Origin of the sequence: Bradyrhizobium sp. B124, from assembly GCF_038967635.1 — a bacterium.
Taxonomy (GTDB): Bacteria; Pseudomonadota; Alphaproteobacteria; order Rhizobiales; family Xanthobacteraceae; genus Bradyrhizobium.
The window spans coordinates 3,547,375-3,573,138 of sequence record NZ_CP152413.1; the positions used below are offsets into that span (position 1 = coordinate 3,547,375).

The following is a 25,764-nucleotide window of genomic DNA, read 5'->3' on the forward strand; positions in this document are numbered from 1 at the left end:
CGTCACTCCCCGTCCGGCGCGATCACGCCCTTGCTGAACAGGAAGCAACCGTAGAAGCGCCGCTCGCCGGTGGCGATCACGCAATAGGCCGTCTTGGCCTTCTCGTAGAACGCATGGCGCTCGACGCCGACGAGCGGCCAGGATCGTCCCTCGGCGCGATCGATCGCGGCCTGCACCTCGCGCTGCACGGGCGGCACTTCCTGGGCCTGGCCGACGATCTCCATGCGGATCGCGGCATCGTCGACGAAGGTATCGAGCGGCATCACCGAGAGAACGGCTTCGACCGCCTTGGCGGCACTCACATTGTCGATGCGCAACAGCCTGCCAAGCACGGTCTGGCGTGCGATCGAGTCGGCCGGAAAATTGGTGTCGCACACCACCAGGCGATCGCCGTGCCCCATCGCCCGCAGGGCGTAGAGCACGTCGGCATTGAGCAGTGGATTGATGCCCTTGAGCATGTTGCGTCCCTCCCTTGTCGTCCAAATCGCCGAACTCTGACGGTCCGGATCCCCATCCCTATCACCGCAAGGTGACGTCTCTAGCGCCCCGTTCCGATTGGATCCGAACGGGGCACTCGATTCCTGTTTGACGCGTTTTCTTCACGCGAACCGGTACCCACTTCGCTCGAAAACGCCCTAGTCGCCATACGGAATCCAGATGTTCTTCACCTGCACGGCATGACGGAGCAGGATCGGACCCTCGCTCGCGGCCTTGTCGTACCAGTCGATTGCGAGGCCTTGATCGACCAGCGTCCGCTTGAGATTGCCGATCGAGAGCCGTTCGGCCGCTGTCGAGGCATCCTGCGACCCGAACACCCAGAGCGCGTCGACATCGTCATGCTCGGCAAGGACCTTGACCAGATCGTTGCGATCACCAGTGACGATGTTGACCACGCCGCCCGGTACGTCCGAGGTCTCGAGCACCTGGTAGAAGTCGGTCGCGGCGAGCGGATGGCGCTCGCTCGGCACGGCAACGACCCGGTTGCCCATCGCAACCAGCGGCGCGACCAGACTGATGAAGGCAAGCAGCGGCGTCTCGTCGGGACAGGCGACACCGACCACGCCGATCGGCTCATGCATCGCCAGCGCCACCCCTCGCAGCGGCGGTGCGTGGATGGATCCCTCGAATTTATCGGCCCAGGCGCCATAGCTGAACAGCCGCTCGATGCTCGCCTCGACTTCCGCGCGTGCCTTTGCTGCCGAGACGCCGGTCATGTCGGCGATGCGCCGAGCGAACTCGTCGCCGCGCGCGGAAAGATTCTCGGCAAGATAATAAAGGATCTGGGCCCGATTATGCGCCGTCGCCCGCGCCCACCCCTCGGCCGAACGCGCCGCGGCCACCGCATTGCGGATATCCTTGCGATTGCCTTCGCCTGCCTCGCCGAGACGCCGGCCCTTCGGTGAGAGCACCGCGCGCGAATAATTGCCGTCCGGACGGACCTGCTTGCCGCCAACGAACAGCTTGGCGGTTCGATCGATCGGCGGCACGTCGAATCCGGCGCTGGCGCCGGCCGCAATCGGCACCGGCGATGCCTTGGCCCGCGCCTTGCGCCCGCTCCAGGCCTTTGGCTTGAGATATTCGTACATGCCTTCACGGCCGCCCTCGCGGCCGAAGCCGGACTCGCGATAGCCGCCGAAGCCGACGCTGGCGTCGAACAGGTTGGTCGCATTGACCCAGACCACGCCGGCCAGGAGTTTCGGCGCGATGTCGAGCGCCAGCCCGATCGTCTCGCTCCACACGCTGGCGGCAAGGCCGTAGCGCGTGTTGTTGGCGAGCATCACGGCCTCGTCGGGCGTACGGAACGTCATCGCCACGAGGACAGGGCCGAAGATCTCTTCAGTCGCAACCGTCGAGGACGGATGCACGTTCCAGAGCAGGGTCGGCGGATAGAAGCAGCCTTCCGTCGGCATCGCACCGGACGCCTGATATTTCTCGGCGCCTTCCTTCACCCCGATCTCGACCAGCGACTTGATCCGCTCGAGCTGCACCGGCGCGACGACCGCGCCCATATCGATCGCCTTGTCGAGCGGCATGCCGACGCGAAGCGTCTCCATGCGGCGGATCAGGCGCCTGCGGAAGGTCTCCGCAATCCCCTCCTGCAGCAGCAGCCGCGAGCCGGCGCAGCAGACCTGGCCCTGGTTGAACCAGATGGCGTCAACCACGCCTTCCACGGCGCCATCGAGATCGGCATCATCGAACACGATGAACGGCGACTTGCCGCCGAGCTCCAGCGTGAGCGACTTGCCGGTGCCTGCAGTCGTTTGGCGGATCAACCGCCCGACCTCGGTCGACCCGGTGAAGGCGATCTTGTCCACGCCGGGACTTTCCACCAGCAACGCGCCAGTGGCGCCATCGCCGGTCACGACATTCAGCACGCCCGGCGGCAGGCCGGCGTCGGCAGAAAGTTCGGCGAACAGCAGCGCCGTGAGCGAGGTGAACTCCGCCGGCTTCAGCACCACCGTGTTGCCCGCGGCGAGCGCCGGCGCGATCTTCCAGGCCAGCATCAGCAGCGGGAAATTCCACGGGATGATCTGCCCGATCACGCCGATCGGCACCTGATCGGCGAATTCGCGGTCCTGCAGCTGCGCCCAGCCGGCGTGATAGAAGAAATGGCGCGCGGCGAGCGGCACGTCGAGATCGCGGGTTTCCCGGATCGGCTTGCCATTGTCGATCGCCTCCAGCACGGCGATCAGCCGGGCGTGACGCTGCAGCATGCGCGCCAACGCATAGAGATGACGCGCGCGGCCATGGCCGCCAAGCTTTGCCCACGCGACCTGCGCGGTGCGCGCGGCATTGACCGCGGCCTCGACATCGGCAGCGTTGCCCTGCGCGATGCGCGCCAGCGCCTTGCCGGTGGCAGGTTCGCTTGTCGTGAGGTGCTTGCCCGCATGCGGCGCTGTGAACTTCCCGGCTATGAAATGCCCGAACGTGGCGCCATGCCGCGCCAGCCAGGCGCGCGCCTCGCCGTCCGCCTCGGGCGCGGGGCCATACTCCATGGTCTCGAAATAATTGGCGACGCTCATCGCTGGAGTCTCATCCCACGGGGTGGCGGTTGAAAGCCGAGTAGTGGCCGGTCACGTGATGCTCAAGCTGCCGCTCGATGTCGGCGAGCAGGCTGGAGGCGCCGATCCGGAACAGATCCGGCTCGAGCCAGTCGCGCCCGAGTTCCTCCTTCATCAGGAACTGATAGTTGAGCACGTCCTTTGCCGTCGAGATGCCGCCGGCCGGCTTGAAGCCGATCTTGTAGCCGGTGCGCTCCTGATAGAGGCGGATCATCCGCAGCATCGCCAGCGTCACCGGCAGCGTCGCGTTGACGCCTTCCTTGCCGGTAGAGGTCTTGATGAAGTCGGCGCCGGCCATCATGCAGACCATCGAGGCCTTGGCGACATTGCGCAGCGTCTTGAGGTCACCCGTGGCGAGGATCGTCTTCAGATGCGCGTTGTCGCAGACCGCGCGGAAATCCCGGACCTCGGCGTAAAGCGCCCGCCAATCGCCGGTCAGCACGTGCTCACGCGTGATAACGATGTCGATCTCCTGTGCGCCATTCCGGACCGACGCCTCGATCTCCTTCAGCTTCAGCTCATGCGGCACGAGGCCTGCGGGAAACCCGGTCGAGACCGCGGCGACAGGGATGCCGGATCCGTCGAGCGCTTCGACAGCGGCGCTGACGAACCGATCGTAGACACAGACCGCTCCGGTATGCAGCGCGCGCCCGGCAAAGCCGAGCTGCTCGAGAAGGTCGCTGCGCACGGGCGCCTTGGCCTTGGCGCAGAGCCGCTTCACCCGTTCGGCCGTGTCGTCGCCGTTCAGCGTCGTCAGGTCGATGCAGGTGATCGCCTTGAGCAGCCACCCCGCCTGTGCGTCCTTCTTCACGGTTCGCCGGCCCGGCAGGCTCGCGACCCGCCGTTCGGCGGCCGACAGGTTGATCCTGATGTCGTCGACCCAATCCATCTCGAGCGCACGGCCGCTGTTGCGCGGCAGCGGATGCAAATGCTCGCCGCCCGGGGAAGGCGATTGCACGGCCAACGGGGACGGATTCTGGATGAAGACGCTCTGCGTCATGGAAACGCCTTGCGGTCCTAGCGAATCGACGAGGTGGCCAGATAGATTGAATGTGTCGATCGCAACATGTGATCCTCCCCTGACCTTGCCGCCGGGTTTGCCGCCTGCCGAGGACGATACCGTCTCGACACCGGATCAGCCCGCCGGACTGGATGTTATTATTGTAACAAATCGACGTTGATAAACTCACAACATTGTAAGATCATTGTCAATCGGATAAGCAAGCACGGCGATCAAAATGGCTGAAACCTCCAACGCACGACCAAGCGAGACACGCGTCCAGCGCCTGCAGAGGCTGCGCCGCGCAGTCGAATCGAGTGGTGCGCTGCACCTGAAGGACGCCGCCGAGCTCCTCAGGGTTTCCGAAATGACAGTGCGGCGCGACCTCGCTGGTCCGGAGGCTGCCCTCGCTTTGCTCGGCGGCTACGTCGTCAATGCGGCGTCGCCGACCGGCATCAAGTACACGTTCGAGCAGGAAATCGACCAGCACACCCAGGACAAGCGCCTCGCCTGTCGAGCAGCCGCCGCCTCCATTAGGGAAGGCGATACGATCTTCATCGACTGCGGCACCACGATGCAGTCGCTGGCGGACTGCCTGCCCGAGGATCTGCCGCTCTCGGTGATCTGCTATTCGATGAACGTGGCGTCGATCGTGACGCACCGGCCGGGCACGCAGGTGATGCTGATGGGCGGGCTCTATCATCCCTCGTCGCAATCGTTCGCGTCGGACGACGGGCTGTCCTACCTGCGGAGGCTCGGGATCAACAAGGCCTTCATCTCCGCGGGCGGCGTGCACTGGACCCGCGGCGCGAGCTGCTCGAATTTTCACGAGGTCGCGGTCAAGCAGGCCGTCATTGAGACCGCGATGGAGAGCACCCTGGTGATCGACGCGAGCAAGCTCGGCAGTCTCAAGTCGGCATTCTTCTCCGATATCGCCGCGTTCTCGCGGATCATCGTCGGCGGCGCGGCGTCATCGGAGATGCGCAAGCACTTCCGCAGCCTTCCTGTCGAATACGTGACCAGCGCAACCTGATCCGAGCGGGGGCTGGCACGCCCGGATCAGGCTGCTCACGATGCGCGGGCTCGCGGGACCACGCATCGAACTCCTGCGGCTCAGTTGCAAGCGGGCTTTGCCTTGTTGCAGGCATCGGTCAGTTCCGGCGGCGGCTCCTTCTTGAACACCGTCTTGTAGGATTCCAGCACGTTCGACTGCGTCACCGGCAGCGACTGCACGCCGATCCAGCCGGGCGTTTCCTTGCCGAGCAGCGCGTTCATCATCGCCATCGCTTCCGCGACGCCCTGATCATAGGGGCGCTGCGAGCCGGTCGCCTTCAAGGGACCGCCCTTGGCGATCTCGATCGCCGATTGCAGGCCGAGATCGACGGTCGTGACCGGAATGTCGATGCCCTGCGCGCGCATCGAGCTCAGCGTATCGAGCGCCGGCTGATCCCAGACCGCGAACAGACCCTTGATATCAGGATTGCCGGTGAGGAAGTCACCCGCGATCTGCGACACCTTCGGCGGGTCGGTGAAGTCGACCTGCTTCATCTTGATGTCGGGACGGTTCTTCTGCATCCACTCGCGGACACCCTTGGTACGCTCGTTGGTGCTGAAGTAATCGACGCCGAAATTGACGAGGCCGATGGTCGCGCCCTGCGCCACGCAAGAGGCCAGGATCTGGGCCGCGATCTGGCCGTTGCCCTGGCTGTCCGCGGAGATCATCGAGGCATATTCCTCCGGATGCTTGAGGCCGGTCGGAATGCTGTCCATCAGCACGAGCTTGATGCCGGCCTTCGCGATCTTCTTGTAGGTCGGCGCGGTCGCAGTGAAATCGACCGGGATCGAGATGATGCCGTCCGGGTGCTGCTGGATGGTGTTCTCGATGTCGGCGATCTGCTTGTCGACCTGATATTCGGCGGACGCGACGCCGGTCACCGTCACGCCGTACTTCTTCAGCGTATCGGTGATGCCCTGGATCTGCAGTTGCGCCCAGTCGAGGTTGACGGTCTGCATGGAGATACCGACCTTGAAATGCTTCTCCTTGATCTTGGCGGCGTCGGCGTCCGACAGCGCGAGCACCTCCGGCGACGCGGCCTTCTCGCCGTGCGGCCCCTGGCCGACGATCGATTTCGGTCCAAGCGTCGCGAGATCGACGCCCTTGACGCAGCTTGCCGGCACTTCGGCACGGGCCGAGGGGGCAATCGAAATGGCCGTCGCCGCAATCAGCGCGGTCAGTGGCAGGGTTTGTCGCAAGATTGGCTTCATTGTTTCCTCCCTTTTTTGGTCGCCGATTGACCGGAGGCCGGCGACCTTGCCCCTACACTTTTCCGAATCGTGCTCTAGCGTTTCGTGAAGGCTACCGCGGCCACGATGATCGCTCCCTTGATGACAAGCTGCATCGGCGAGCTGACGCCGAGCAGCACGAGGCCGTTATTGAGCGTGCCGATGATGAGGCTGCCGAACAGCGTTCCCAGGATGTAGCCGCGCCCGCCGAACAGGCTGCAGCCACCGAGGATCACCGCGGCGATGACGTCGAGCTCCATCCCCTGCACGACGTCGGGCCGCGCGGCATGTGAGCGCGCGGACAGCACCAGCGCCGCAAGCCCGGCCAGCGCGCCGGTCAGCACAAAGGCCGCCGTCGTCACCCATTTGGTGTTGATGCCGGAATAGAGCGCCGCGGTCGGATTGCCGCCGACCGCATAGATGCGACGGCCGAACACGTTGTAGTGCAGCAGCAGGATGCCGACGATCATCGCCACCAGCGTCCAGGCAATGGGAACGGGGATGCCCAGGAACGTGCCTTCGCCGAAGATCGCGAAATAGGTCTCGTTGGTGATGATGACCGGCTTGGTGTTGGTGACCATCATCGCCAGCCCCCGCGCCATGCTCAGCGAGCCGAGCGTCACCAGGAAGGACGGGATCGAGAGCTGCGTGGTCAGGATGCCATTGAGCAGCCCGACCAGCGCGCCGGTGCCGAGCCCGGCAACGGCGCCGACGAGCCAGCTGTTGCTGATCTGGCTCATGGCGAGCGCCGCCGCCATGCCCGACAGCGCCAATGTCGATGCGACCGACAGATCGATCTGGCGTGCGATGATCACGAAGGTCATGCCGACCGCGATGATCGACACCAGCGTCGTCTGGCGTCCGATGTTCAGGAAATTGTCGACCGACAGGAACCAGGGCGAGGACAGGCTGAACACGACGAGCAGCACCACGAAGGCGATGTACAGCATGTAGGGCCGCTCGCCGCGCAGCAGGTTCTGCAGCAGCTTGCGACGTCGGTCGGTTCGGGTCGGCGAGGCGACGACATTTGGTGCGGTCAGTTCGGTCATGCGGGCAGCTCTTGCAATACGCCTTGTCCGGAAGCCTGGTACATCTGCAGGAGATGATGGAGCTCTTCGGCGTCGTCGATCTCGCCGCGCGCAAGCGTTCGCGCCACGCGTCCATCGACGATCACGGAGATGCGGTCGCAGAGCTCGATCAGTTCGACGAGATCCGAGGAGACGATCAGGACGCCGCTGCCGTCGCGGGCGGCATTGCGGATCACGCCGTAGATCTCCTCGCGTGCGCCGACGTCGACGCCGACCGTCGGCTCGTCCAGCAGCAGCACCCTCGGCCGCGGATCATTCCATTTTCCGAACACGACCTTCTGCTGGTTGCCGCCGGACAGTGTCCTGACCAGGCTGGAAGCGCCTTGCGCCTTCACGGAAAGCCGCGCGACCGCTGCGTCCGCACGCCGGGCGGCGGCGCGTTGCTGCATGAAGCCCCAGCGCGAGAAATGCGGAATCCGCGGCAGAGTGATGTTGCGTTCGATCGAATGGTCGAGGACCAGGCCTTGCACGTGCCGATCCTCCGGCACCAGTGCGACGCCTTGATCGATTGCATCCGCCGCGCTCTTCGGCAGCCATGGCCGGCCCTCGATCTCGAGCGTGCCGCTTTCCGCCGGCCGAAGCCCGAAGATGGTCTCCAGAATCTCGGTACGCCCGCTGCCGATCAATCCGGCAAGGCCGTGGATCTCACCCTTCATCACCGACAAGTCGACGGCCGCCAGCCGGTCGTTGGACACGCCCGACAGCGACAGAACCGGCTGTGAATCGAACGAACGCGCTGCCGCGGGCGCGGGGCGCGATGCTGCCGGCGCCAATCGATCGGTGCCGATGATGGCGTTCACCAGCCGCTTCATGTCGGTATCGGCGGTGACGAACGTACCGGCATTGGCGCCATCGCGCAGCACCGTGACACGCTGCGAAATCTCGAACACCTCGTTGAGACGATGGGTCACGTAGATCACGCCGACGCCGCGGCGCGTTGCCTTTCCGATCGCATCGAACAGGATGCGGACCTCGTCCGACGTCAGCGAGGATGTCGGCTCATCGAGGATCAGGAGCCGCACCTCGCCCATCAACGCCTTGGCGATCTCCGTCATCTGGCGGTAGGCGAACGGCAGCGAGCCGACCGTCGCTTTGGTATCGAGGGGAATGCCGAGCTCACCCAGGAACGCTTCGGCCCTGGCCATCAGTTCGCGCTTCCGGACGAAGCCGAAGCGTGCGCGCGGCTCGCGGCCGAGCAACAGATTGTCGGCGACGCTCAGGGATTCGACGAGACTGAGGTCCTGATAGACGACGGCGATCCCCGCCTCGCGCGATCTTGCCGGGCTGTCGAACGTCGCTGATTTGCCGGCGATCTCGATGGTGCCGCTGTCGGCGGCATGAACGCCGCTGAGGATCTTGATCAGCGTGGATTTTCCGGCGCCGTTCTCGCCCAGCAGCGCGTGCACCTCGCCGGACACGACCTCGAGGTTGACGTCGCGCAGCGCGCGCACGCCGCCAAAGCGCTTGCTGATGCCATCGACCATCAAAAGCGACGTCGACGGCCGAGGCTCTGCCGCGATCGAACCCGACAATTCCATTTTCCTCCCGTCACCGCGCGAGACACTGATGCGATGATGACATCTTGTTATTTTTGCAACTTATTGTGTTATAATTCTATCACATCGGGCGGCCTGTCAATGGGAGATCACGCCGCCAGGCGCTCGATTTGGAGGCGGCCGGTCGCGACCGGGTCCGACACGCCCGGCGCACGCCGCCGGCCTCCCCACGCACAATGGAAGCCGGCAGGTTGTGCTACGCTTCGGTCGCTCATCTCATCAACCAACGCCGGTGAACCACGATGAAACTGAGTGCTGCGATTGCCGTCGTCCTGATCTGGTCCTGCCTTCCTGCGACCGCTCAGCAAGGCGGCGCCGCCCTCTACGCGCAACGCTGTGCGCAGTGTCACGACAGCAGCAACACCGATATTCGCGCGCCGAGCCGCACCGCGCTGCAATCGAGGTCGTTCGATGAGGTTCTTGGTGCGATCACCGCGGGCGCGATGTCATCCTTCGCGCAGGGGCTGACCAGTGACGAGCGGGCGGCCATCGCCTCGCTCGTCACCGGCAAGGCCGCTTCGCATGCGTCGGCCGACAGTACAGGCCAATGCGCGCAGAGCGAGACCGGTTTCCCGCAGCCGATCGATGGGCCACGGTGGAACGGCTGGGGCGCGGATCTCAACAACAGCCGGTTTCAGCCGGCGGCGATGGCCGGCCTCGCGCCAGACCAGGTCCCGCGGCTACGCTTGAAGTGGGCCTACGGGTTTCCTGGCATGTCCACCGCTAACGCCCAGCCGACTGTCATCGGCGGCTTGCTGTTCGTCGGCGGCGGCGACCGCAAGGTCCACGCCCTCGACGCCAAGGCCGGATGCACCCGCTGGGTGTTTCCGACCGACGCAGCGGTCAGGGCGGCCATCAGTTTGGTCCCGATGGATAACGGCCAGTCCGCCATCGTCTTTGGCGATGTGCTCGCCAACGTCTACGCCGTGAATGCGACGACCGGCGCGTTGATCTGGAAGAGCAGGGTCGAGGATCATCTGGCCGCGCGGATTACCGGCGCGCCAGCCTTCTATTCCGGCGTTGTCTATGTCGGGGTGTCATCGATCGAGGAGGCCACGGGATCCCGGCCCACCTACCAATGCTGCACGTTTCGCGGCAGCGTCGTTGCGCTGAAGGCCGAAACCGGTGCGCAGATCTGGAAGAGCTACACCATCCCTGAAGCACCGCATCCCACCCGGACGAACGCCATCGGGACGCAACTGTTCGGGCCGGCCGGCGCATCGGTCTGGTCCGCACCGACGATCGATGTTCAGCGCCAGGCGGTCTATGTCGCGACATCGAACAGCTATGCCGACCCGGCAACCGATACCAGCGATGCCATCCTCGCGTTCGATCTCGCGACCGGGCGAATGCTTTGGCATCAGCAAGCGACGCCCAAGGACAGCTTCGTCGTGGCGTGCTTCGGCACCGACCAGAGCAACTGTCCGCAGGACCGCGGCCCCGACCACGACTTCGGACAATCGCCTATCCTGGTGACCTTGCATAACGGACAACGCGTGCTGGTGATCGGCCAGAAATCCGGAGTGGTGCACGCACTCGATCCCGACCATGAGGGCAAGATCCTGTGGCAGACGCGGATCGGCCAAGGTGGCCCATTGGGAGGAACCGAGTGGGGCTCCGCCGCGGACCAGGCGCGAATTTATGTCGCCAATTCCGACGTGCGGTTCCTGAGGGACGGCACGATGCGTCTCAACTCAAGCGAGGGCGGCGGCCTGTTCGGACTTGATCTTGCGACCGGGAAAATCGCGATGCAGGTGGCGCCGGTTGCCTGTGGCGATCGTCCCCAATGCAGTCCCGCCCTCTCCGCAGCGATCACCCTCATTCCCGGCGTCGTCTTCTCGGGTGGCGTGAGCGGCTTTTTGCGCGCCTACGCCACCGATGATGCGCGGCTGCTTTGGGAGATCGACACCGCGCGCGACTACACCACGGTGAATGGCGTTCCGGCCCGTGGCGGCGCCATGGACGGCCCCGGTGCGGTCGTCGTCGACGGCATGCTGTATGTCAATTCCGGCTACGCGCAATGGGGCGGCCTGCCCGGCAACGTTCTGCTGGCCTTCGAGGTCGGCACCCCCTGACAAACGCGATGTCAGCATTTGCGACGGCACGTTGAGCACTACTCGCCACGGGCTATTCGTGCTTTGATGTCGGCCAGGATCGGCTGACAGGTCCGACGGGAGGCCTTCTGGTGCTTGGTGACGTGCGACGGAACATCACGTCAGGCGGCTTTTCCCTCGCGCCCAACAATCGTCGCGCGTCAGGTTCCGAGCGGCGTCGAATCGAATCGACCGACATGGCTGCCGCGCCCGAAATCGATGCGCATGTCGTTGCGCACAAAAAGCACAGAAACTATAAGTGCTTGAAAGAATGGTCGGAGTGGCAGGATTCGAACCTGCGACCCCTGCGTCCCGAACGTAAGTAGCAATCGAAAATAACAACGAAAACAATGAAGTTCGGTTGCGATTAACCACCTTTATCGCCCCTTGTTCACGGTGTTTCGGTGGTCAATCGGTGGTTGGCCTGATTCCTGACCTGAGTAGCGGCGGCATTCTTTCGGTCTGCGCTGCGGGTGTAACGTTCAGCCTCGCTATCTGTCCTCCACCCGAACCACGCCTTGAGTTCTGTTGTGGTGGCGCTGCGATCTGCGAGTCGCGTTGCAGCGGCCTTACGGAGACCATGGGATGTGCATCGCTTCGGTAGACCCGCAGCATCGCAAACTTCCCGAAACCAATTCCCGAAACCTGCCGCGCTGAAAGGCTCACCTTGGGCAGTCACCAAGAAATTGAGGTGATCATTTGCAAGCATTGCGTCAATTGCCTGCTGCTGCTCCGGCATCACCGGCACGTCGAACGGCACGCCGGTCTTTTGACGTTTGAGGGACAGCGTTCCGTTCCGAACATGCTGCTTGCCCATCCCTACGACGTCGCAACGTGACTGCCGAACCTGCAACAGGAGTTCATATGCTAACCGTTCGCGCGTGCCGATCGGATGGTGGCTCTCGAACTTGCCGCACTCCTCCTGCTCCCACGAATGATGCCCGTCGGATCTAATCGGGACCAATTTCACGCCTGCAAGCGGATCCACCGCAAGCATATCGAGCGAGAGGCAATGGTCGATCAAGCCGCGAAGGGCGCTCCGCCAGTTTGAGGCCGCCGCCGGGATTTCTTGCTCAAAATCGCCTGAAGTGCCTTTCTGGGCATAAATGCGATCCGCTTTTCCCCATGCGCTTCACGGAAACGCTTCAAGATTGCTCGGCGCATCTGTTGTGAGCTTTTGGCGAGACCGTTGCGGAAGGCACTGGACTGGTAGTAGGAGACAATTGCAGCGTTTACGGTCCCGGGGCGCGTGCGGCTTGGCACAGGCGCTCTTCGCGCGCGCGGCCCTCCCACCGACGGTCGAGCGGCTGCCGGCCCGATAGGTTTCGGCTCCGGTAGTGGCCGTTGGAAGCCGACCAAGGAGTTCGCAGCGGCCAGGCGCCGCAATCCGATCCGAAAGAACAATCCGTGAGCAACAACTGGAAGTACGATCGCGCGAAAGAGGCCATGGACAAGCGCATCGAGGAGGTCGAGACCGTCGAGATCGTCGACTACAAGGGCGACATGTCCCTGGAGTCGATTCCGACCACTAAAGCCTTGGGATGAGGCAAAGGCGGTGCAGCGGCCATTGCCTGACGACGCTCTCAAGATCGTCGCCCGCGGCGCGACGAAGGAAGACGTCTCGGTATCGTTATGAGGGCAACCGGAAGATGTTCAGCCAAGCGCAGCTTTAAGATCGAGCGATCCTAGACAGCAAGTTGACCGCCCTTGGCTTCGGCGGTGCGACCTTTGCGACGGCAACGGGCGAAAGGTCTGATCGGTAGTGATCCGACAAGGGTGTAACGCCCGCATGAGCCCTGATACGGCGCCGTGCTAAACGATGCAACCGATGCAACACCGCCGGAATTGCAGAATTGATCGTCGTATAAGACTTTATTAGGGCATCAGAAATACCGTTAGGTCGTCTGGACCCCTATTGCTCGGCCCTGACTTTGTTGTGACGTGACCCCGCCACGTTCTCAGCGCGGCGGGTCACGGAGCCGCAGAGCTGCCTTGCGGTCACGGCCAACGACGCCCAAAGCGAACGGCGCACCATTTTTCAAGTACCAACGCATTATCGAAACAACGGACGACCAACATGCCGCTCGCTGTTTGTCTTATCTGTCAGGTAGAACGGAAGTTGATCGGGCTTTCGCCTATTGCGGAACGCTATCAGCTTAGGTCGTTCGAGTGTCCGATCTGCAAGAACGTGCTTGACCTCGTTGAGCACGAAAACAAGCGCGTCCCGGTATACGGCGTTCCGCGAGCGCTGCAGCCAACCTCATGATCCGAACACTTCTCATTGCGGCAATTTTGGCCACGGGCTTGTACGTTGCAGATCAGCATTTCGCAGGAGCCAAATACACCGACGCGATTCGCCGGATGACGGCTCAGATGCGTCATTCTTTTAGGATTTAATCAGACACAGGCGCTAAATCGATGGATGACAAAGTCAAAATTCGTTGTCCAGCCTGCACGCGCGTCTTCAGAGAGAAGGCCAATCGAATTCGCGACGGCCTGCAAGTCAACTGTCACAATTGCAATAAGCTGATAACTTTGACGAAGGAGACTGAAGACCCGTTTCTACGTCGGGCACTGAAGACCGCTCGTGAAATGAGAGCGGCGCAGGACGCGGCCGCCTTCGCGAAGACCTACAGCACTGCGGCGACTGCTCCGAAGCGTGAACCGTCCTAGTCTTTGCTCTTCGAACGATGCGGTCGCGCTGGGCTGACTTCGAATAGTTCATAGTCAATGGCGGCGCCCGTTCCTTGGGCGGCGGCCGAAGCCGCCGCCGGTGAGGTTACGCCGTTGCACCCGCGACGCGGAGCACCGCATCGGCAAGCTCTCGGCTGAGGAGCAGACCCCGCCCCTATTCGCCGCCGTCATAGTTGCCCCGCTGTGCCTCTTCGAAGAGCGTCACTGCGCGCGCAAGGATCAGAACGCCGGTCATCGTTTGCGGTGGATGCTTCCGAATTTTGGATAACAGCGAGTGGATTTCGCGCGCCCGCTCTTGCGCTGCATCCTTTGCGGCGGCGATGCCTGATGCATCGATCGCGTTCACGCAGTCGACCTCGTATCCCTGCGCCGCGGCGATGCGCCCGGTCAGGTCCGCTTCCAGCCGTTGCCGAGCCTTCTTCCCTCCCCAATCCTCGGGGTCTTTACGGACCGCGGCAGGGAGCGGTCGGAGGCAATCCGACCTGAGTACGTTGAACGTGGGTTGCCCAAAGCCGCCCGCCTGCTCGAAGCAGCCATGGAAGGCGCGCCGATCGGCCGCGGACGTGATCACGATCGACGCCGGTGGCTTGGGCCAGAGTTCGGCAGCGACGGCCGGAAAATGGCCGCGTGGCGCTTCACATGCTCGAGGCAAATCCACATGTCAAGTTGCTATTTACGGACGTTGGATTGCCGGGCGGCATGAACGGGCGGCAATTGGCGGATGAGGCACGGCGACAGCGACGAGGACTGAAAGTCCTGTTCACTACCGGCTACGCGCGCAATGCGATTGTACACGGCGGACGGCTCGATCCAGGCGTCGAATTGATTACAAAACCGTTCTCGCAAGCCGCGTTGGCCGCGAAGCTACGAGACATACTCGATGCAAGTCGAGAGCCTGGTCGGGTCCTGCTCGTCGAGGATGAAGTCTTAATCCAGATGCTTGCGACCGAGTATCTGGAAGCTGCGGGGTTTAAGGTGAATGCGGCGGGTTCGGCAACCGAGGCGATGAATAAGTTGGCGCGAGTGCCGGGCGGGCTGGACGCTGTCGTAATTGACATTGGCCTGCCCGATCGCAAAGGCGATGTCTTGATCGAAGAAATAAGAGCAATCTTCCCCGCACTTCCAATCGTCCTTGCCTCCGGGCATAACGCGCGTGACCTGCGCGCAAGTTTCAAAAGCCACGACCGGATCGTGGTCATATCTAAGCCATACACGGCTTCAGATTTGATAACCGCTCTTCGCAGCCTGGGCATCAAGGTTGTCGGACATTGACTAGGACGCGCGCCCATAAACACCGGCATGATGCGGCACAGCGTGGGCCAATATCCCGCCGAAAAGCAGCGATCCGATCTGCTTAACTGCCTGCCTGTCCGAGCCGCGGTTGTTCCCTCCGGCCCAGACTGGCTGCATGAGATCAAGCACGACGGCTACCGCCTGCGCCTGGAGCGCGAGGGGGAACGTATCCGGTTGATCACTAGTCTAAGGGTGCCATCGCGCAACTACATGTGTGCGGGGCTCAGTTGCGTGGAGTCGTGGAGTTGCGTCATGCGTCGGTCCAATTGGACCCCGTCGATCGTCCCCTCGACGGATCAGACCGTCTACCTGGTCGCCGACGACTTGGGCCCGATCGGCCGCGCCTGGCGCGAGGCCGACCTCGAGGCGACCGACCTCGAGACGGTGATCCGGAACCTGCTTGCCGGCGAATATTGCAGCCCAATCCGGGTGGTCGGCTTCAACGCCGCCGAGGGTTGGAGTGAGGACGGCTCGGAGGATATCGCGCTCGAGCTGCAGCGGCGCTGCGACCTGCAGCAGATCGAGATCCCGGCCCCGATCGAGGCCTTCGTTGATCGCCATACCGGCGGCCGGCGTCAGCTGACGCTGCGGCTGGGTGCTGGCCTTTTTCCGACACTTGGTGGCCCAGTTTGAATTTCGCAGTGGCCTGTTATTTGACCTCAATCCGTTTCCGTTCTCGGTCGTCCCTCGGTCCCTTGATCTAGATCAAAGAGATCTAGTCCTAGGAGAACAAAAAGATCTCCCCGCCGCGCCTATCACGCCTGCAAGCTTCCGCAGGGGCCGCCCCGATCCAAAAAAGCGAAGTGTGGCAGGATCACTGGCTTGTAGCTGGCCACCGTCGGCGCATAGTCACCCGATGATCGAGCAGCTACCAGCTTTCATGGCTTGCAAAAATCCCGGCACCGGCTGGAGGATCGACATTCTGTGGCCCGATGGCGAAACGGAAGTCGTCAAGGGTTTTGTTACGGAGCACGACGCCATCAAGTGGATTTCTGAGCACTCGACGACGTGGCAAGAAAGTCCGAACCAACCGCGTTAGACGATTGACCCACCATTGGTGATCGCCCCCCATCGGCAACCGATTCCTAGCGGCTTTTCTCTGCGTATCATAGGCGCGATCATCGGCGCATGCCCTGGCGCCGCAAGCCCGCTCACTTCCTTCGCTACTGGACCGGTCCCGTCGATCGCAACGCCGGCTTTAAGGACGGTGCTTGTCGGCGCCAATCCGACCATTGCAGGAACTGAGGTGCATATCCGATTGTTTGCTTAGTACGAAGACATTGGAGGTTTCAGTGCGGGACCGATTAGCATTGATGTTCGTCATGCTGTCCTGCGGATTAGCCGCGGCGCAGCCTGCGACAAAAGGGGACGTCAATGCGCCAACTGGGCGTTCGGCGCCCGAAGACAAAGGTCAATTGCAGCCCCAAGGCTGGACTGGGCCGCTTAACACCGGCTCAGGCGGAGCGCCACCGGAAAGCCCCCAGGGACAAAGTCCGCCAGGGATGCAGCCGGCGCCGGACGGATCGACAAAAACGACGGTCGCGCCTCCTAAATAAGTAGGGCAGCGCCGAAATAGGACAAGCTAGCTGACCTTCATATTTTAATGCGAGCGTCCGAGCGGAAATGCAAAATGGCATCATGTCTGATCGTCACACTGACAAAGTAGAGTACGGCTTCCTCGGCGTTGCCGCAGCCGCACTTGTCGTCAGCGTCGGCTGGTTGCTGATTGGGTGGCGATCCATCGTCATGGATGACTGTACCTTGGCCTCAGCTTGTTCCCCCTAGCTGGGGCCATTCTTTGGGATAATGAGGGCCGCAGTGGGTCGCCGCCTCTCGCCAGTTACTGCTATATTATCCTGATGGACCTCCTTCTCCGCCCCACGGTCACAGCCGGCGACCGCCATGGCTGACCCAAAGATCACCTTAGGCGAGATGCGGGAGATGGGCGTCCGCGGCCTGCTCGTCTACTGCTCTGATCACCAATGCAGCCATTCGGTCGAGCTGAATCCGGCCGGCGTCGATCAATGGCCGGATGACGTCAGGCTCTCCGATCTCGAGCCTAAGTTCACCTGCAAGGCTTGCGGGCGCCGCGGAGCCGATGTTAGGCCCCACTTCCCGCAGGCTAGAATGGGCGCGCGCTGATGATGACCGCACTTACTCCGACCCCGAGAAAGCCGCCCGCTGGATCATGGAAGCACGCGCGGGCGTTTGAGCCCATCCAGGATGGCGGTATCACGTCATTAACGCGGATTGTTTTTGCCTCGACTTTTTCCCTAACTCATACTTCTAACGGACCTACGGTATTATGAGCCAAGAGCAGTTTCGGACAGTCGAAGGGAGATTCAAGGTCTATTTTTCATGCCGCGGCTGCGGCACTATTTATTCTGCGTCGCAGGAGCGAAGCTCCACTCCTGCCTCAGGCCTCTATAGCTGCTTAACTTGCGGCAAGCCCGTCCATCATTGGTCGGGGATCTACGATTACACCCACTGGAAGCGCGTCTTTAAGGCATAAGCAAAACGGCCCCAGCATCCGGCTTGCTGACGTAATCCAACTGTTCAAGCTGATACGATGAAAACCGTCTGGATATATGTCGATACCAGTAAGCAGGTTGGTGATCCTGATCACCTCAAGGTGTTCGAGACCATCGAAGCCGCAGAAGCCTGGTTCGAGGAGAACGACCCGGAAGGCGTGTCGTTTGAATATAAGGTCAGCGCCTGATCAGGCATTCCCGGCCGGCGTCGCCGCTTGGAGAGAACTAAGCGCTTCCTGCTGCTGTTGAGCCTGCGCAGTGTCACACCATGCTGCGATTTCCCGTACCACCTTGTCGGCATCCCGCGCGAGGTCCGCGGCAGCGGTTGCGGCTTCGGCGAGCCGAAGACGAGAACTTCTGCGGCGGCGCCGGCAAGGAGTTCGACGACGTTCTCATGAGCGGCCCGCAACCACGATTCGAGATCTTTCCTGGATTCCCCGGGATGCGGCGCATGTTGATCAACCACGTCGCAAATCGAGCCGACCTGTGCACCGCTTTCGGCAAGCGAGAGATAAACTGGACTTCCCCCGCCAATCATCGCGCAGCCGGCAAACCCAAGCTCAGGACTGGGCACCACTGTCACCGAATGTACGGGCCGATCGCGCAGCCGCGCCACTAAGCAGTGACCCGCCTCATGTATGGCGATGCGACGCAAGTCATGCTCGGGCGTTTTGTCATGCCGAGGCTCGCCTGCCACCATATCGGCCAACATGCAAAAGCCTTGGCGATCCGCTGGGACCGGACCGCAGCCAGCGCCCGGTCCCAGCGTCGCCGCATCGCGGCCGTCCATCCGGGCCGCGATTTTGCAACGGTCAACCTCCGTCGCAAAAATGGAAGTTGCATGTTTCATTCAATAAGATCCTCGGCGAGACGCGATAGCTTGGCGCGCGTGCATCCGGGCCAAACTGGCGCGAACCCGCGGATCTGTGATGTGAGTTGAGATCGATCGAATCATTGCGGAACTGTCAGCAGGACAGGCCACAATGCTCGCCTCATGCAGAGACCAGTCCGTGGCCGTGAACGTAAGATCGTCGTCGTCCCAGCTTATCCGCGCTGGATCGACTACGCGGCCCTCACTGTCAGTTACAAACCATTCGTTGCGCGCCGAGCGAGCGGCCCGTTTGGCCGCGGAAGCCGAGGCCCAGGCGGGGACATTGCTGATCGAGAAGCTCAAGCTCACGATCAAGAAGCTCCGACACGAGCAGTTCGGACAGTCCTCCGAGCGAGGCGCATTGCTGGACCAGCTCGAGCTACAGCTCGCCGATCTGGAGGAGAACGCCGTGCAAGCCGAGACCGCGGCGCAGATGGCAGCCGAGAAGATCGCGGTGCCATCGTTCGAGCGTCGCAAGCCAGCCCGCCGGCCCCTGCCGGAGCATTTGCCGCGGGAGCGCATTGTCTATCCAGTGCCTGCCATGTGCCCATGCTGCGGCGACAGCCGATTGCGCAAAATTGGCGAGGACGTGACCGAGACGCTGGAGCTCGTTCCGCGCCAGTGGAAGGTGATCCAGCACGTGCGCGAGAAGCTCGTCTGCCGGGCCTGCGAAGCGATCACCCAGCCGCCGGCTCCCTCGCATCCGATTGCGCGCGGTCGTGCAGGGCCCAAGCTGCTGGCCCATGTCCTGTTCGCCAAATACGGCTTGCACCTGCCGCTTCATCGCCAGAGCGACGTCTACCAGCGTGAAGGCATCGATCTCGACGTATCGACGCTCGCGGACTGGGTAGGCGCCTCGGCGGCAACCCTGATGCCTCTGGTCGATGCGATCCAAAGCCACGTCTTCGCAGCCGAGCGCATCCACGCAGATGACACCACGGTGCCGGTCCTCGCCAAGGGCAAGACCCGGACCGGCCGACTCTGGACCTACGTGCGCGACGACCGTCCGTTTGCCGGCCCAGATCCGCCGGCGGCCGTGTTCTTCTACTCGCCCGATCGTGGCGGTGCGCATCCGGAGCAGCATCTGGCCGGCTATGCCGGGCTGATGCAGGCCGACGCCTACGCCGGCTTTGGCAGGCTCTACGAGGCCAATCGTAAGGGCGGCCCGATCATCGAGGCCGCGTGCTGGTCGCACGGCAGACGCAAGTTCTTTGATCTGGCACGGCTCACCAAGGCGCCGATCGCGGCCGAGGCGGTCAAGCGCATCGGTGTCCTGTTCGCCATCGAACGTGAGATCAACGGTCTTGCTCCCGAGGTGCACCTGCGTGTGCGCCAGGAACGTAGCCGCCACCTGATCGTCGAGCTGGAGGCGTGGTTGCAGCGAGCAGCGCGCCGAGCTCTCCAGGATCAACGACACGACCAAAGCGATCAATTACTGCATCAGCCGCTGGCATGCATTTAGCCGCTTCCTTGATGACGGCCGGCTTTGCATGTCGAACAATGCCGCCGAGCGCGAACTACGGGCGGTCGCTGTGGGACGGAAAAATTGGACCTTCGCCGGGTCCGACGAGGGCGGCCGGCGTGCGGCCGCCATCTACAGCCTCATCGCTACGGCAAAACTCAATGACATCGATCCGCAGGCTTGGCTTGCCGACGTGCTGGCGCGCCTACCGGATCACCCCGCCAAGCGCATTTACGAACTCCTGCCTTGGAAGTGGCAGCCTCAAAGCGTTGCTCACGCCGCTTAAGGGCGATACTGTCGAGACTGCGATACGGCCTCCTACGGACTGGCTTGGACAGCCCGCGATGTACACTCCCAACCGCGAGCGACGAAAGGACGAGCGATGGCATTGGGAAAGGGAAAATATGACGAGCTCTGCCGCGAGATCCGCGAGAAGGTCGGCCTCGGTGGTGGGGAGATCCGACAAAGCGGCGGCGTGCTGCTGATCGTGATGGGCGGCGAGCACGGCAACGGTTTCTCGTGTCAGGCCGATATGGATACGACGCTTGCGCTCCCGGATCTGTTGGAGCGCGTAGCTCGCCAGATCCGGGAGACGGGTCCGTTCATTCCTAATCGAAGTAGTAAACCGCGATGAGCACGAGAAGGGCCAAAGCCCTGAAAAGCATCATCCAGGCCGCTTAAGCGCGATCAGCCTTCCGCCAAAAAACGGTTTGCCCGGGGGCCTTCGCCGGATGCGTACCTCACGCAAGCATGACGACGAGGTGCGGACCGCACTTGGAAGCTCCGTCGAGGCGTTAGCGTGAGCCGATCAGCAAGCTGGCAACTGACAAGACTAAGCAAGAGCTATTCGCCACGCTGGCGGCGCATCACCGCGCACTAGCCGATGCAGTCCGTCGCGTCAGTTGCCGAGATGGGATTTCTGTTCGGCCGGGAACCTGCCCTCGCCGGAACCAGTAACGGCATCCATTGCGCTCGACCGAGGTGGCGTCCGATTTTTTTGAGTCATAAGGAATTCTCCCTGACGAGTCATTTTTTCGCTCGCTGCAGGTTCGGTCAGCAATTGTCTACGAGACGATGAAGTAGCGCAGGCAATTCAAGTGATTGGCCTACTTCGCAACTAGGAGCGCCCTTTAGGCCATATCCATCACTCGGAAGTCGATCGAAATACCGCGGAAAGTCGCCCGCCAGTTCGCGGCGGACAAGCGCGCCTATTTTGCCGAGCAGGATGACATCCGACGTGACTGAATCGCGGTCGGCACCAGGCACATGACCCTCGAGCACATGCAGACGGCACGAAGCTGCGTCTCACCGAAGTTTAAACGGCTCTTCGAACAGATGCGGTGAGACGACGTATGCGTTCCCCCGTGCCGGCGTTGGCCGTCCTGCACGTATCGTCGCCGATATCTTGATGCTAGGCTCGACAACGGCAGGGTGCACCTGCTCCCTGCTTCACACTGAACGGGAGGAGGACGACATGCCTGAGAGCGTCTACAAGGTCATAGAGCTGATCGGTACCAGCAACGACTCCTGGGAAAAGGCCGCAACCAATGCGGTCGAGCAAGCTGCAAAATGTCTGCGAGATCTCCGCGTTGCCGAGGTCGTCAAACTCGATATGCAACTGGATGAAAAGGGAAAAGTAGAAGCCTATCGCGCCAAGCTCAACGTATCGTTCAAGTTCGAGGGCACCTGAACCTCACCACCTCGCCCCGCAAGCGGGGCGAGGTTTGGCCCATTGGAGAAAGATGTCAGGCGCGGTCGCCGGATTTCATGCCTTTGTTCAGACGAGATGGCTTGGAGACGCGCTCGACCACGGCAGGGAGACAGAATGCCCAGCCGCCTCGCGCGCTAGGCTTTTCCCTGGAGAGCGGCGGCGTAGGTGCTCCACTCGTTCGTCTCCTTCGTGCGACGCAAACCCCGAACCGCGCAGACAATGGCGCGCCGCCCAGGAGAGCATATTGCGATCCATGGATCCTGATTGCCTCGTTGTCTTAGATTTCCACGGTGTTAGTCTTTCGAAAAACGCCCTAAGGAGGGAGCCATGGCAGATCGATCGACACAACCACCGACTTGGAACCCCTCCTCATCGCAGGCCAATTGCACGCGATAGCGAAGCAGAGCCAATCGCTCATGAAGCGCTTTGCCGCGCGCCAGACCGACGCCACCAGAATCGGCATGGGAGACACCTCGACGCTCGGATTCGACTTCATCGACCTCATGACGAACATGATGTCCGACCCTACCCCGGCCGCGAAGGCCCAGATCGACCTCTTCAACGAGAGCGTAGCGCTTTGGCAGAAGACCGCAGAGCGCATATGGACAACACGCCCTTCCGAACCCGAAAAGCCGTCGGACAAGCGATTCAAACACCCGGATTGGACCGAGAACGCGGTCTTCAACTACGTCAAGGAGAGCTATCTCGTTGCCGCCAAGTCGATCCTTTCGACCGTCAGGGACATCAAGGGCATGGATGAAGGCACGGCTCGCAAGGTCGATTTCTACACGCGTCAGTTCGTCGACGCCATTTCTCCCTCGAACTTCGTCGCAACCAACCCTGAGGTCCTCAAGGCCACGCTGGATACCGGGGGACAGAACCTGCTCCGCGGGCTGGAGAACCTGCTTTCCGATCTCGATCGCGGCGACGGCCGCCTGTCGATCACGATGACCGATATGAAGGCTTTCCGGCTCGGCGAAAACATCGCGACGACGCCGGGAAAAATCGTCTTCCAGAACAACCTGATGCAGCTGATCCAGTACACTCCCTCGACGGCCGACGTTCGGAAGCGGCCGCTTCTCATCATTCCGCCGTGGATCAACAAGTTCTACGTTCTCGACCTCCAGCCGAAGAACTCCCTTATCAAGTGGGCGGTCGACCAGGGCCATACCGTATTCGTGATCTCATGGGTCAATCCGGACGAGAAGCTCGCCGGAAAGGGCTTCGAAGACTACATGCTCGAGGGTCCCGTAGCGGCTTTGGATGCGGTCCAGAGAGCCACTGGCGAGCGGCAGGTCAACGCGGTCGGCTACTGCCTTGGCGGCACCCTGCTCGCCTCGACGGCTGCCTACCTTGCGGCGAATGATGACGACCGCATCGCAAGCGCGACCTATTTCGTGACGCTGGTGGATTTCTCGGAGGTCGGCGACATGGCCGTCTTTATCGACAAGGAGCAACTCGCCTCCCTGGAATGGCGCATGCGCGAGCGCGGATATCTCGAAGCCCATGACATGGCAACGTCGTTCAACATGTTGCGTGCGAACGACCTGATCTGGTCCTTCGTCGTCAACAACTATCTGCTCGGCAAGGAGCACCTTCCGTTCGACCTCCTGTTCTGGAATTCGGACTCGACGCGGATGCCGGCGGCCATGCACTCGTTCTACTTAAGGAAGATGTATCTCGAAAATCTTCTGGCCAAGCCTGGTGGCATTGTGCTCGCTGGCACGCCGATCGACCTGTCCGGGATCAAGATCCCGACCTTCATCCTGTCGACGCGTGAGGACCATATCGCACCCTGGAAATCAACCTACGCGGCCACGCGGCTGTACTCGGGTCCAGTCAAATTCGTATTGTCGGCATCAGGCCACATGGCGGGTGTCATCAGCGCGCCGGGAAGCAAGTATGGCCACTGGACCAATGACGAGTTGCCGGCCGATCCCGACCAATGGTTCTCCGACGCAACCAGCCATCAGGGCTAGTAATGTTCCCGGCATGGATTGGTTCCTATCATCAGTGACCTGTTTCGATTTTGCGAGTGGTCTTTTGGCCAGTGCCTAACGTCATAGCCGGCGCCCATTGACCAAGTCCGGTGCAGGCTGCACGACAGCTCTAGTGGCTTCCCACCCTGGTGGATCGCCCAGATCATTGGGAATGGGATCCAAGCCTCCCGAGTACATGTTCGGTTCGACGGTCAGGCATCTGGCCGAGCCTGGCGCCGATGCTCGACGGGATGCCGACATATTGGCCTGCCAGGCGTGGAACGCCCGGATGCTCGCCTTCCAGGGACCGGCCCTGCCTCCCCGGCCCCTCGGTGACGCGCTCAACGCCGGGCATCAGTACCTCGAGGTGAAGTGCCTTGGCTGCGAGACCAACCAGACGGTCGCGCTCGACATCGTCCGGCGGCCGAAATGGACGCCGATCCATGAGCTTGAGCGGTACAAGCGGTGTAAGGGCTGTTCCCGCGAGCAGGGCTAATCCGTTCAAGCGGAGCCCCTCGTGGCGCTGCGGACGACTAAGATCTCGGCCATACATCCGCCGGCGACATGGTGGCCGGGAGAGCGCTAGGGTCGGGTCGTCGCTTTGTTGCTTCCAAGAAGCAAAATTAAAACGATTGACGAAATCCGCAGGTAACATTTGACGGCTAGCCTTTTCCCCATATATCGGCGGGGCATGTAGCGAATGCTGGTCGGATCTGCATGAGCCTATGCGAGCAATAGGACGATTGCCCGTACCTTCACGGTGTTGGCGCCCGGCGTCGATTGCTAAATCGGCCGCATGCCCACCACGCATATACACAGAGGCGTCACCTTCAGCGTAGCTCGGCAATACGAGGATCAATTCGAGATCGTCATCGAGCTTGGCGATGAAACGGTACACGGAACGGTGCGCACGAGGCTGCCCGAGTTGGCAAAGCGGCGGGCCGAAATGCTGATAAACCGCAAGCTCAATGAGAAGATCAGACCAGTTTGAAAATGCGAGAGCTTTCCGACTGATGCACAAAAGCGAGTCATCCAACGATGAAGATGAAGGGCGACCGTCCCTACTCCGCCCCGGCCTCTGCGATGGACTTTGGGCGAGTTGCCAGGTTTCGGCGATGAAATCCGACGACCCGTATGTCAGCCCGTATCCGATCGCTTACGGATCGCACCGACCGCTTTTTTCGCCACGGGCCGCGTTCCTTTTCGGGAACGGGGCAGCCCCGCGCAACGATTAAAAGACCGTTTCTTTCGTTCACATAGACATCGAACATCAAGACTCTCCCGGACCGCCGAATATAGGGGGACCGGTCGAATGCGTGGTGACGCAAACGTCACAATGATCGGGAATAGCTACGCGGCCTGGTTCGCCTAAGTTTATGCATGGCCCGCCGCGCCACGGCTTCAAGCGCTCCGAGGGTGGTCTTCCCGCGCTGCGCTGCGCGAAGCAGCCGCATGGCGACGAACTTGCGGCTCTCGTGATCTCCGCAAGGGAGCATCAGGAGCGCCCGATCAGAACGCCACAGGAACCCTATTTTCGCAGAATGGTTTGCTCCTCATGTGAACCCCCACGGAGGAAGCCATGGGCTTTTTCACAAAAGACATCAAAACCCTTGATGATCTCTTCGTCCACACGCTGCGGGACATTTATTACGCAGAGCAGCAGATAGCCAAAAACCTTCCCGACATGGTCGAGAAAGCGACAGACCAGTCCCTAAAGACCGGCTTTGAAACTCACCTCGCCGAGACCAAGGAACAGATAGTCCGCCTTGAAAAGGTCTTTCAGATGCATGGCGTCGAAGCCAAAGGCGTCAACTGCCCCGCCATCGACGGCATCCTGAAGGAAGCCAGCGAAGTTGCTGGCGACGTTGACGACAAGAGCGTGCTCGACGCCGCGCTGATCGCAGCCGCGCAGGCCGTCGAGCACTACGAGATCACGCGCTACGGCACCCTGATCGCATGGGCGAACATGCTTGACCGCAGCGACTGCGCCTCCGTCCTGCAGCAGAATCTCGACGAGGAAAAAGCAACGGACAGCAAGCTGAACACGATGGCGCTGAAGAGCGTGAACCGTAAGACAGCGTAGTAGAGGCGTGTAAGCGGAAAACCAAGGGCTGCTCAGACCGGTCGGACAGCCCTTTGCT

General features: G+C 61.9%; 22 protein-coding genes and 2 pseudogenes. 15 read left to right on the forward strand and 9 right to left on the reverse strand.

Features of this window, described 5'->3' with window-relative positions:
• Positions 1–2: 2 nt before the first annotated feature.
• The 3 genes from AAFG13_RS17010 to deoC all read right to left on the reverse strand — a co-directional run bounded on the left by AAFG13_RS17010 (position 3) and on the right by deoC (position 4,062).
• Positions 3–458 carry an RbsD/FucU family protein gene (locus tag AAFG13_RS17010; protein WP_342712709.1) on the reverse strand — a complete coding sequence of 152 codons (456 nt, stop codon included), beginning with the start codon at positions 456–458 and terminating at the stop codon, positions 3–5.
• Between the two features lie 177 nt (positions 459–635).
• Positions 636–3,023: an aldehyde dehydrogenase family protein gene (locus tag AAFG13_RS17015; RefSeq protein WP_342712710.1), complete on the reverse strand. Its 2,388-nt coding sequence runs from the start codon at positions 3,021–3,023 to the stop codon at positions 636–638.
• 10 nt (positions 3,024–3,033) lie between these two features.
• Entirely contained in the window at positions 3,034–4,062 is a 1,029-nt protein-coding gene (gene deoC, locus AAFG13_RS17020; protein ID WP_342712711.1) for a deoxyribose-phosphate aldolase, read from the reverse strand.
• Between the two features lie 238 nt (positions 4,063–4,300).
• Between deoC and AAFG13_RS17025 the strand changes: the two genes are divergently transcribed.
• Complete coding sequence (locus AAFG13_RS17025) at positions 4,301–5,095, forward strand: DeoR/GlpR family DNA-binding transcription regulator (protein WP_212311610.1); 795 nt, start codon at positions 4,301–4,303, stop codon at positions 5,093–5,095.
• 80 nt (positions 5,096–5,175) lie between these two features.
• Here AAFG13_RS17025 and AAFG13_RS17030 read toward each other — a convergent pair whose 3' ends face one another.
• From AAFG13_RS17030 to AAFG13_RS17040, 3 genes are all read right to left on the reverse strand, one after another.
• Positions 5,176–6,327, reverse strand: coding sequence for a substrate-binding domain-containing protein (locus tag AAFG13_RS17030; RefSeq protein WP_342712712.1), 1,152 nt, complete (start codon positions 6,325–6,327; stop codon positions 5,176–5,178).
• Positions 6,328–6,401: 74 nt separating this feature from the next.
• Entirely contained in the window at positions 6,402–7,394 is a 993-nt protein-coding gene (locus AAFG13_RS17035; protein ID WP_212311612.1) for an ABC transporter permease, read from the reverse strand.
• Positions 7,391–8,971: a sugar ABC transporter ATP-binding protein gene (locus tag AAFG13_RS17040; RefSeq protein ID WP_342712713.1), complete on the reverse strand. Its 1,581-nt coding sequence runs from the start codon at positions 8,969–8,971 to the stop codon at positions 7,391–7,393. Before AAFG13_RS17040 ends, AAFG13_RS17035 begins: the two co-directional genes overlap by 4 nt.
• Before the next feature lie 260 nt (positions 8,972–9,231).
• Between AAFG13_RS17040 and AAFG13_RS17045 the strand changes: the two genes are divergently transcribed.
• Entirely contained in the window at positions 9,232–11,064 is a 1,833-nt protein-coding gene (locus AAFG13_RS17045) for a PQQ-binding-like beta-propeller repeat protein (RefSeq protein WP_342712714.1), read from the forward strand.
• Positions 11,065–11,473: 409 nt separating this feature from the next.
• Here AAFG13_RS17045 and AAFG13_RS17050 read toward each other — a convergent pair whose 3' ends face one another.
• Complete coding sequence (locus AAFG13_RS17050) at positions 11,474–12,106, reverse strand: tyrosine-type recombinase/integrase (RefSeq protein WP_342712715.1); 633 nt, start codon at positions 12,104–12,106, stop codon at positions 11,474–11,476.
• Positions 12,107–12,426: 320 nt separating this feature from the next.
• Between AAFG13_RS17050 and AAFG13_RS17055 the strand changes: the two genes are divergently transcribed.
• Positions 12,427–12,627, forward strand: coding sequence for a hypothetical protein (locus AAFG13_RS17055; protein ID WP_342712716.1), 201 nt, complete (start codon positions 12,427–12,429; stop codon positions 12,625–12,627).
• A pseudogene (locus AAFG13_RS17060) lies at positions 12,617–12,718 on the forward strand (SOS response-associated peptidase); the annotation flags it as partial. The gene AAFG13_RS17055 and the pseudogene AAFG13_RS17060, both read left to right, overlap by 11 nt.
• Positions 12,719–13,930: 1,212 nt before the next feature.
• Here the strand turns inward: AAFG13_RS17060 and AAFG13_RS17065 are convergent.
• Positions 13,931–14,347 (reverse strand): hypothetical protein, encoded by a 417-nt coding sequence (locus AAFG13_RS17065; protein ID WP_342712717.1) that lies wholly within the window; start codon positions 14,345–14,347, stop codon positions 13,931–13,933.
• 56 nt (positions 14,348–14,403) lie between these two features.
• Between AAFG13_RS17065 and AAFG13_RS17070 the strand changes: the two genes are divergently transcribed.
• From AAFG13_RS17070 to AAFG13_RS17085, 4 genes are all read left to right on the forward strand, one after another.
• Positions 14,404–15,048, forward strand: a complete 645-nt coding sequence (locus tag AAFG13_RS17070; protein ID WP_342712718.1) for a response regulator — start codon at positions 14,404–14,406, stop codon at positions 15,046–15,048.
• 273 nt (positions 15,049–15,321) lie between these two features.
• Entirely contained in the window at positions 15,322–15,702 is a 381-nt protein-coding gene (locus tag AAFG13_RS17075; RefSeq protein WP_342712719.1) for a hypothetical protein, read from the forward strand.
• Positions 15,703–15,925: 223 nt separating this feature from the next.
• A complete protein-coding gene (locus tag AAFG13_RS17080) occupies positions 15,926–16,108 on the forward strand; it encodes a hypothetical protein (protein ID WP_342712720.1) in 183 nt (60 codons plus the stop codon).
• Positions 16,109–16,971: 863 nt separating this feature from the next.
• Complete coding sequence (locus AAFG13_RS17085) at positions 16,972–17,211, forward strand: hypothetical protein (RefSeq protein WP_342712721.1); 240 nt, start codon at positions 16,972–16,974, stop codon at positions 17,209–17,211.
• A gap of 480 nt (positions 17,212–17,691) precedes the next feature.
• On the opposite strand, the gene AAFG13_RS17090 is transcribed toward AAFG13_RS17085, so the two are convergent.
• Complete coding sequence (locus AAFG13_RS17090; RefSeq protein ID WP_342712722.1) at positions 17,692–18,450, reverse strand: hypothetical protein; 759 nt, start codon at positions 18,448–18,450, stop codon at positions 17,692–17,694.
• A 247-nt stretch (positions 18,451–18,697) separates the two neighbouring features.
• On the opposite strand from AAFG13_RS17090, the gene AAFG13_RS17095 reads away from it, so the two are divergent.
• From AAFG13_RS17095 to AAFG13_RS17125, 7 genes and pseudogenes are all read left to right on the forward strand, one after another.
• Positions 18,698–20,219 (forward strand): IS66 family transposase gene (locus tag AAFG13_RS17095; protein WP_342712723.1). Its coding sequence is split into 2 segments (ribosomal slippage): positions 18,698–19,849 and positions 19,851–20,219, totalling 1,521 coding nucleotides; the frame shifts between segments, so codons are not numbered across the junction.
• A 96-nt stretch (positions 20,220–20,315) separates the two neighbouring features.
• Entirely contained in the window at positions 20,316–20,567 is a 252-nt protein-coding gene (locus AAFG13_RS17100; protein WP_342712724.1) for a hypothetical protein, read from the forward strand.
• An 840-nt stretch (positions 20,568–21,407) separates the two neighbouring features.
• A complete protein-coding gene (locus AAFG13_RS17105; RefSeq protein WP_342712725.1) occupies positions 21,408–21,623 on the forward strand; it encodes a dodecin family protein in 216 nt (71 codons plus the stop codon).
• Positions 21,624–22,060: 437 nt separating this feature from the next.
• Positions 22,061–23,623, forward strand: a complete 1,563-nt coding sequence (phaC, locus tag AAFG13_RS17110) for a class I poly(R)-hydroxyalkanoic acid synthase (protein WP_342712726.1) — start codon at positions 22,061–22,063, stop codon at positions 23,621–23,623.
• A gap of 172 nt (positions 23,624–23,795) precedes the next feature.
• Positions 23,796–24,209, forward strand: a pseudogene (locus AAFG13_RS17115) (hypothetical protein).
• A gap of 210 nt (positions 24,210–24,419) precedes the next feature.
• Positions 24,420–24,614: a hypothetical protein gene (locus AAFG13_RS17120; protein WP_342712727.1), complete on the forward strand. Its 195-nt coding sequence runs from the start codon at positions 24,420–24,422 to the stop codon at positions 24,612–24,614.
• A 588-nt stretch (positions 24,615–25,202) separates the two neighbouring features.
• Positions 25,203–25,706: a ferritin-like domain-containing protein gene (locus AAFG13_RS17125; protein WP_342712728.1), complete on the forward strand. Its 504-nt coding sequence runs from the start codon at positions 25,203–25,205 to the stop codon at positions 25,704–25,706.
• Positions 25,707–25,764: the final 58 nt, after the last annotated feature.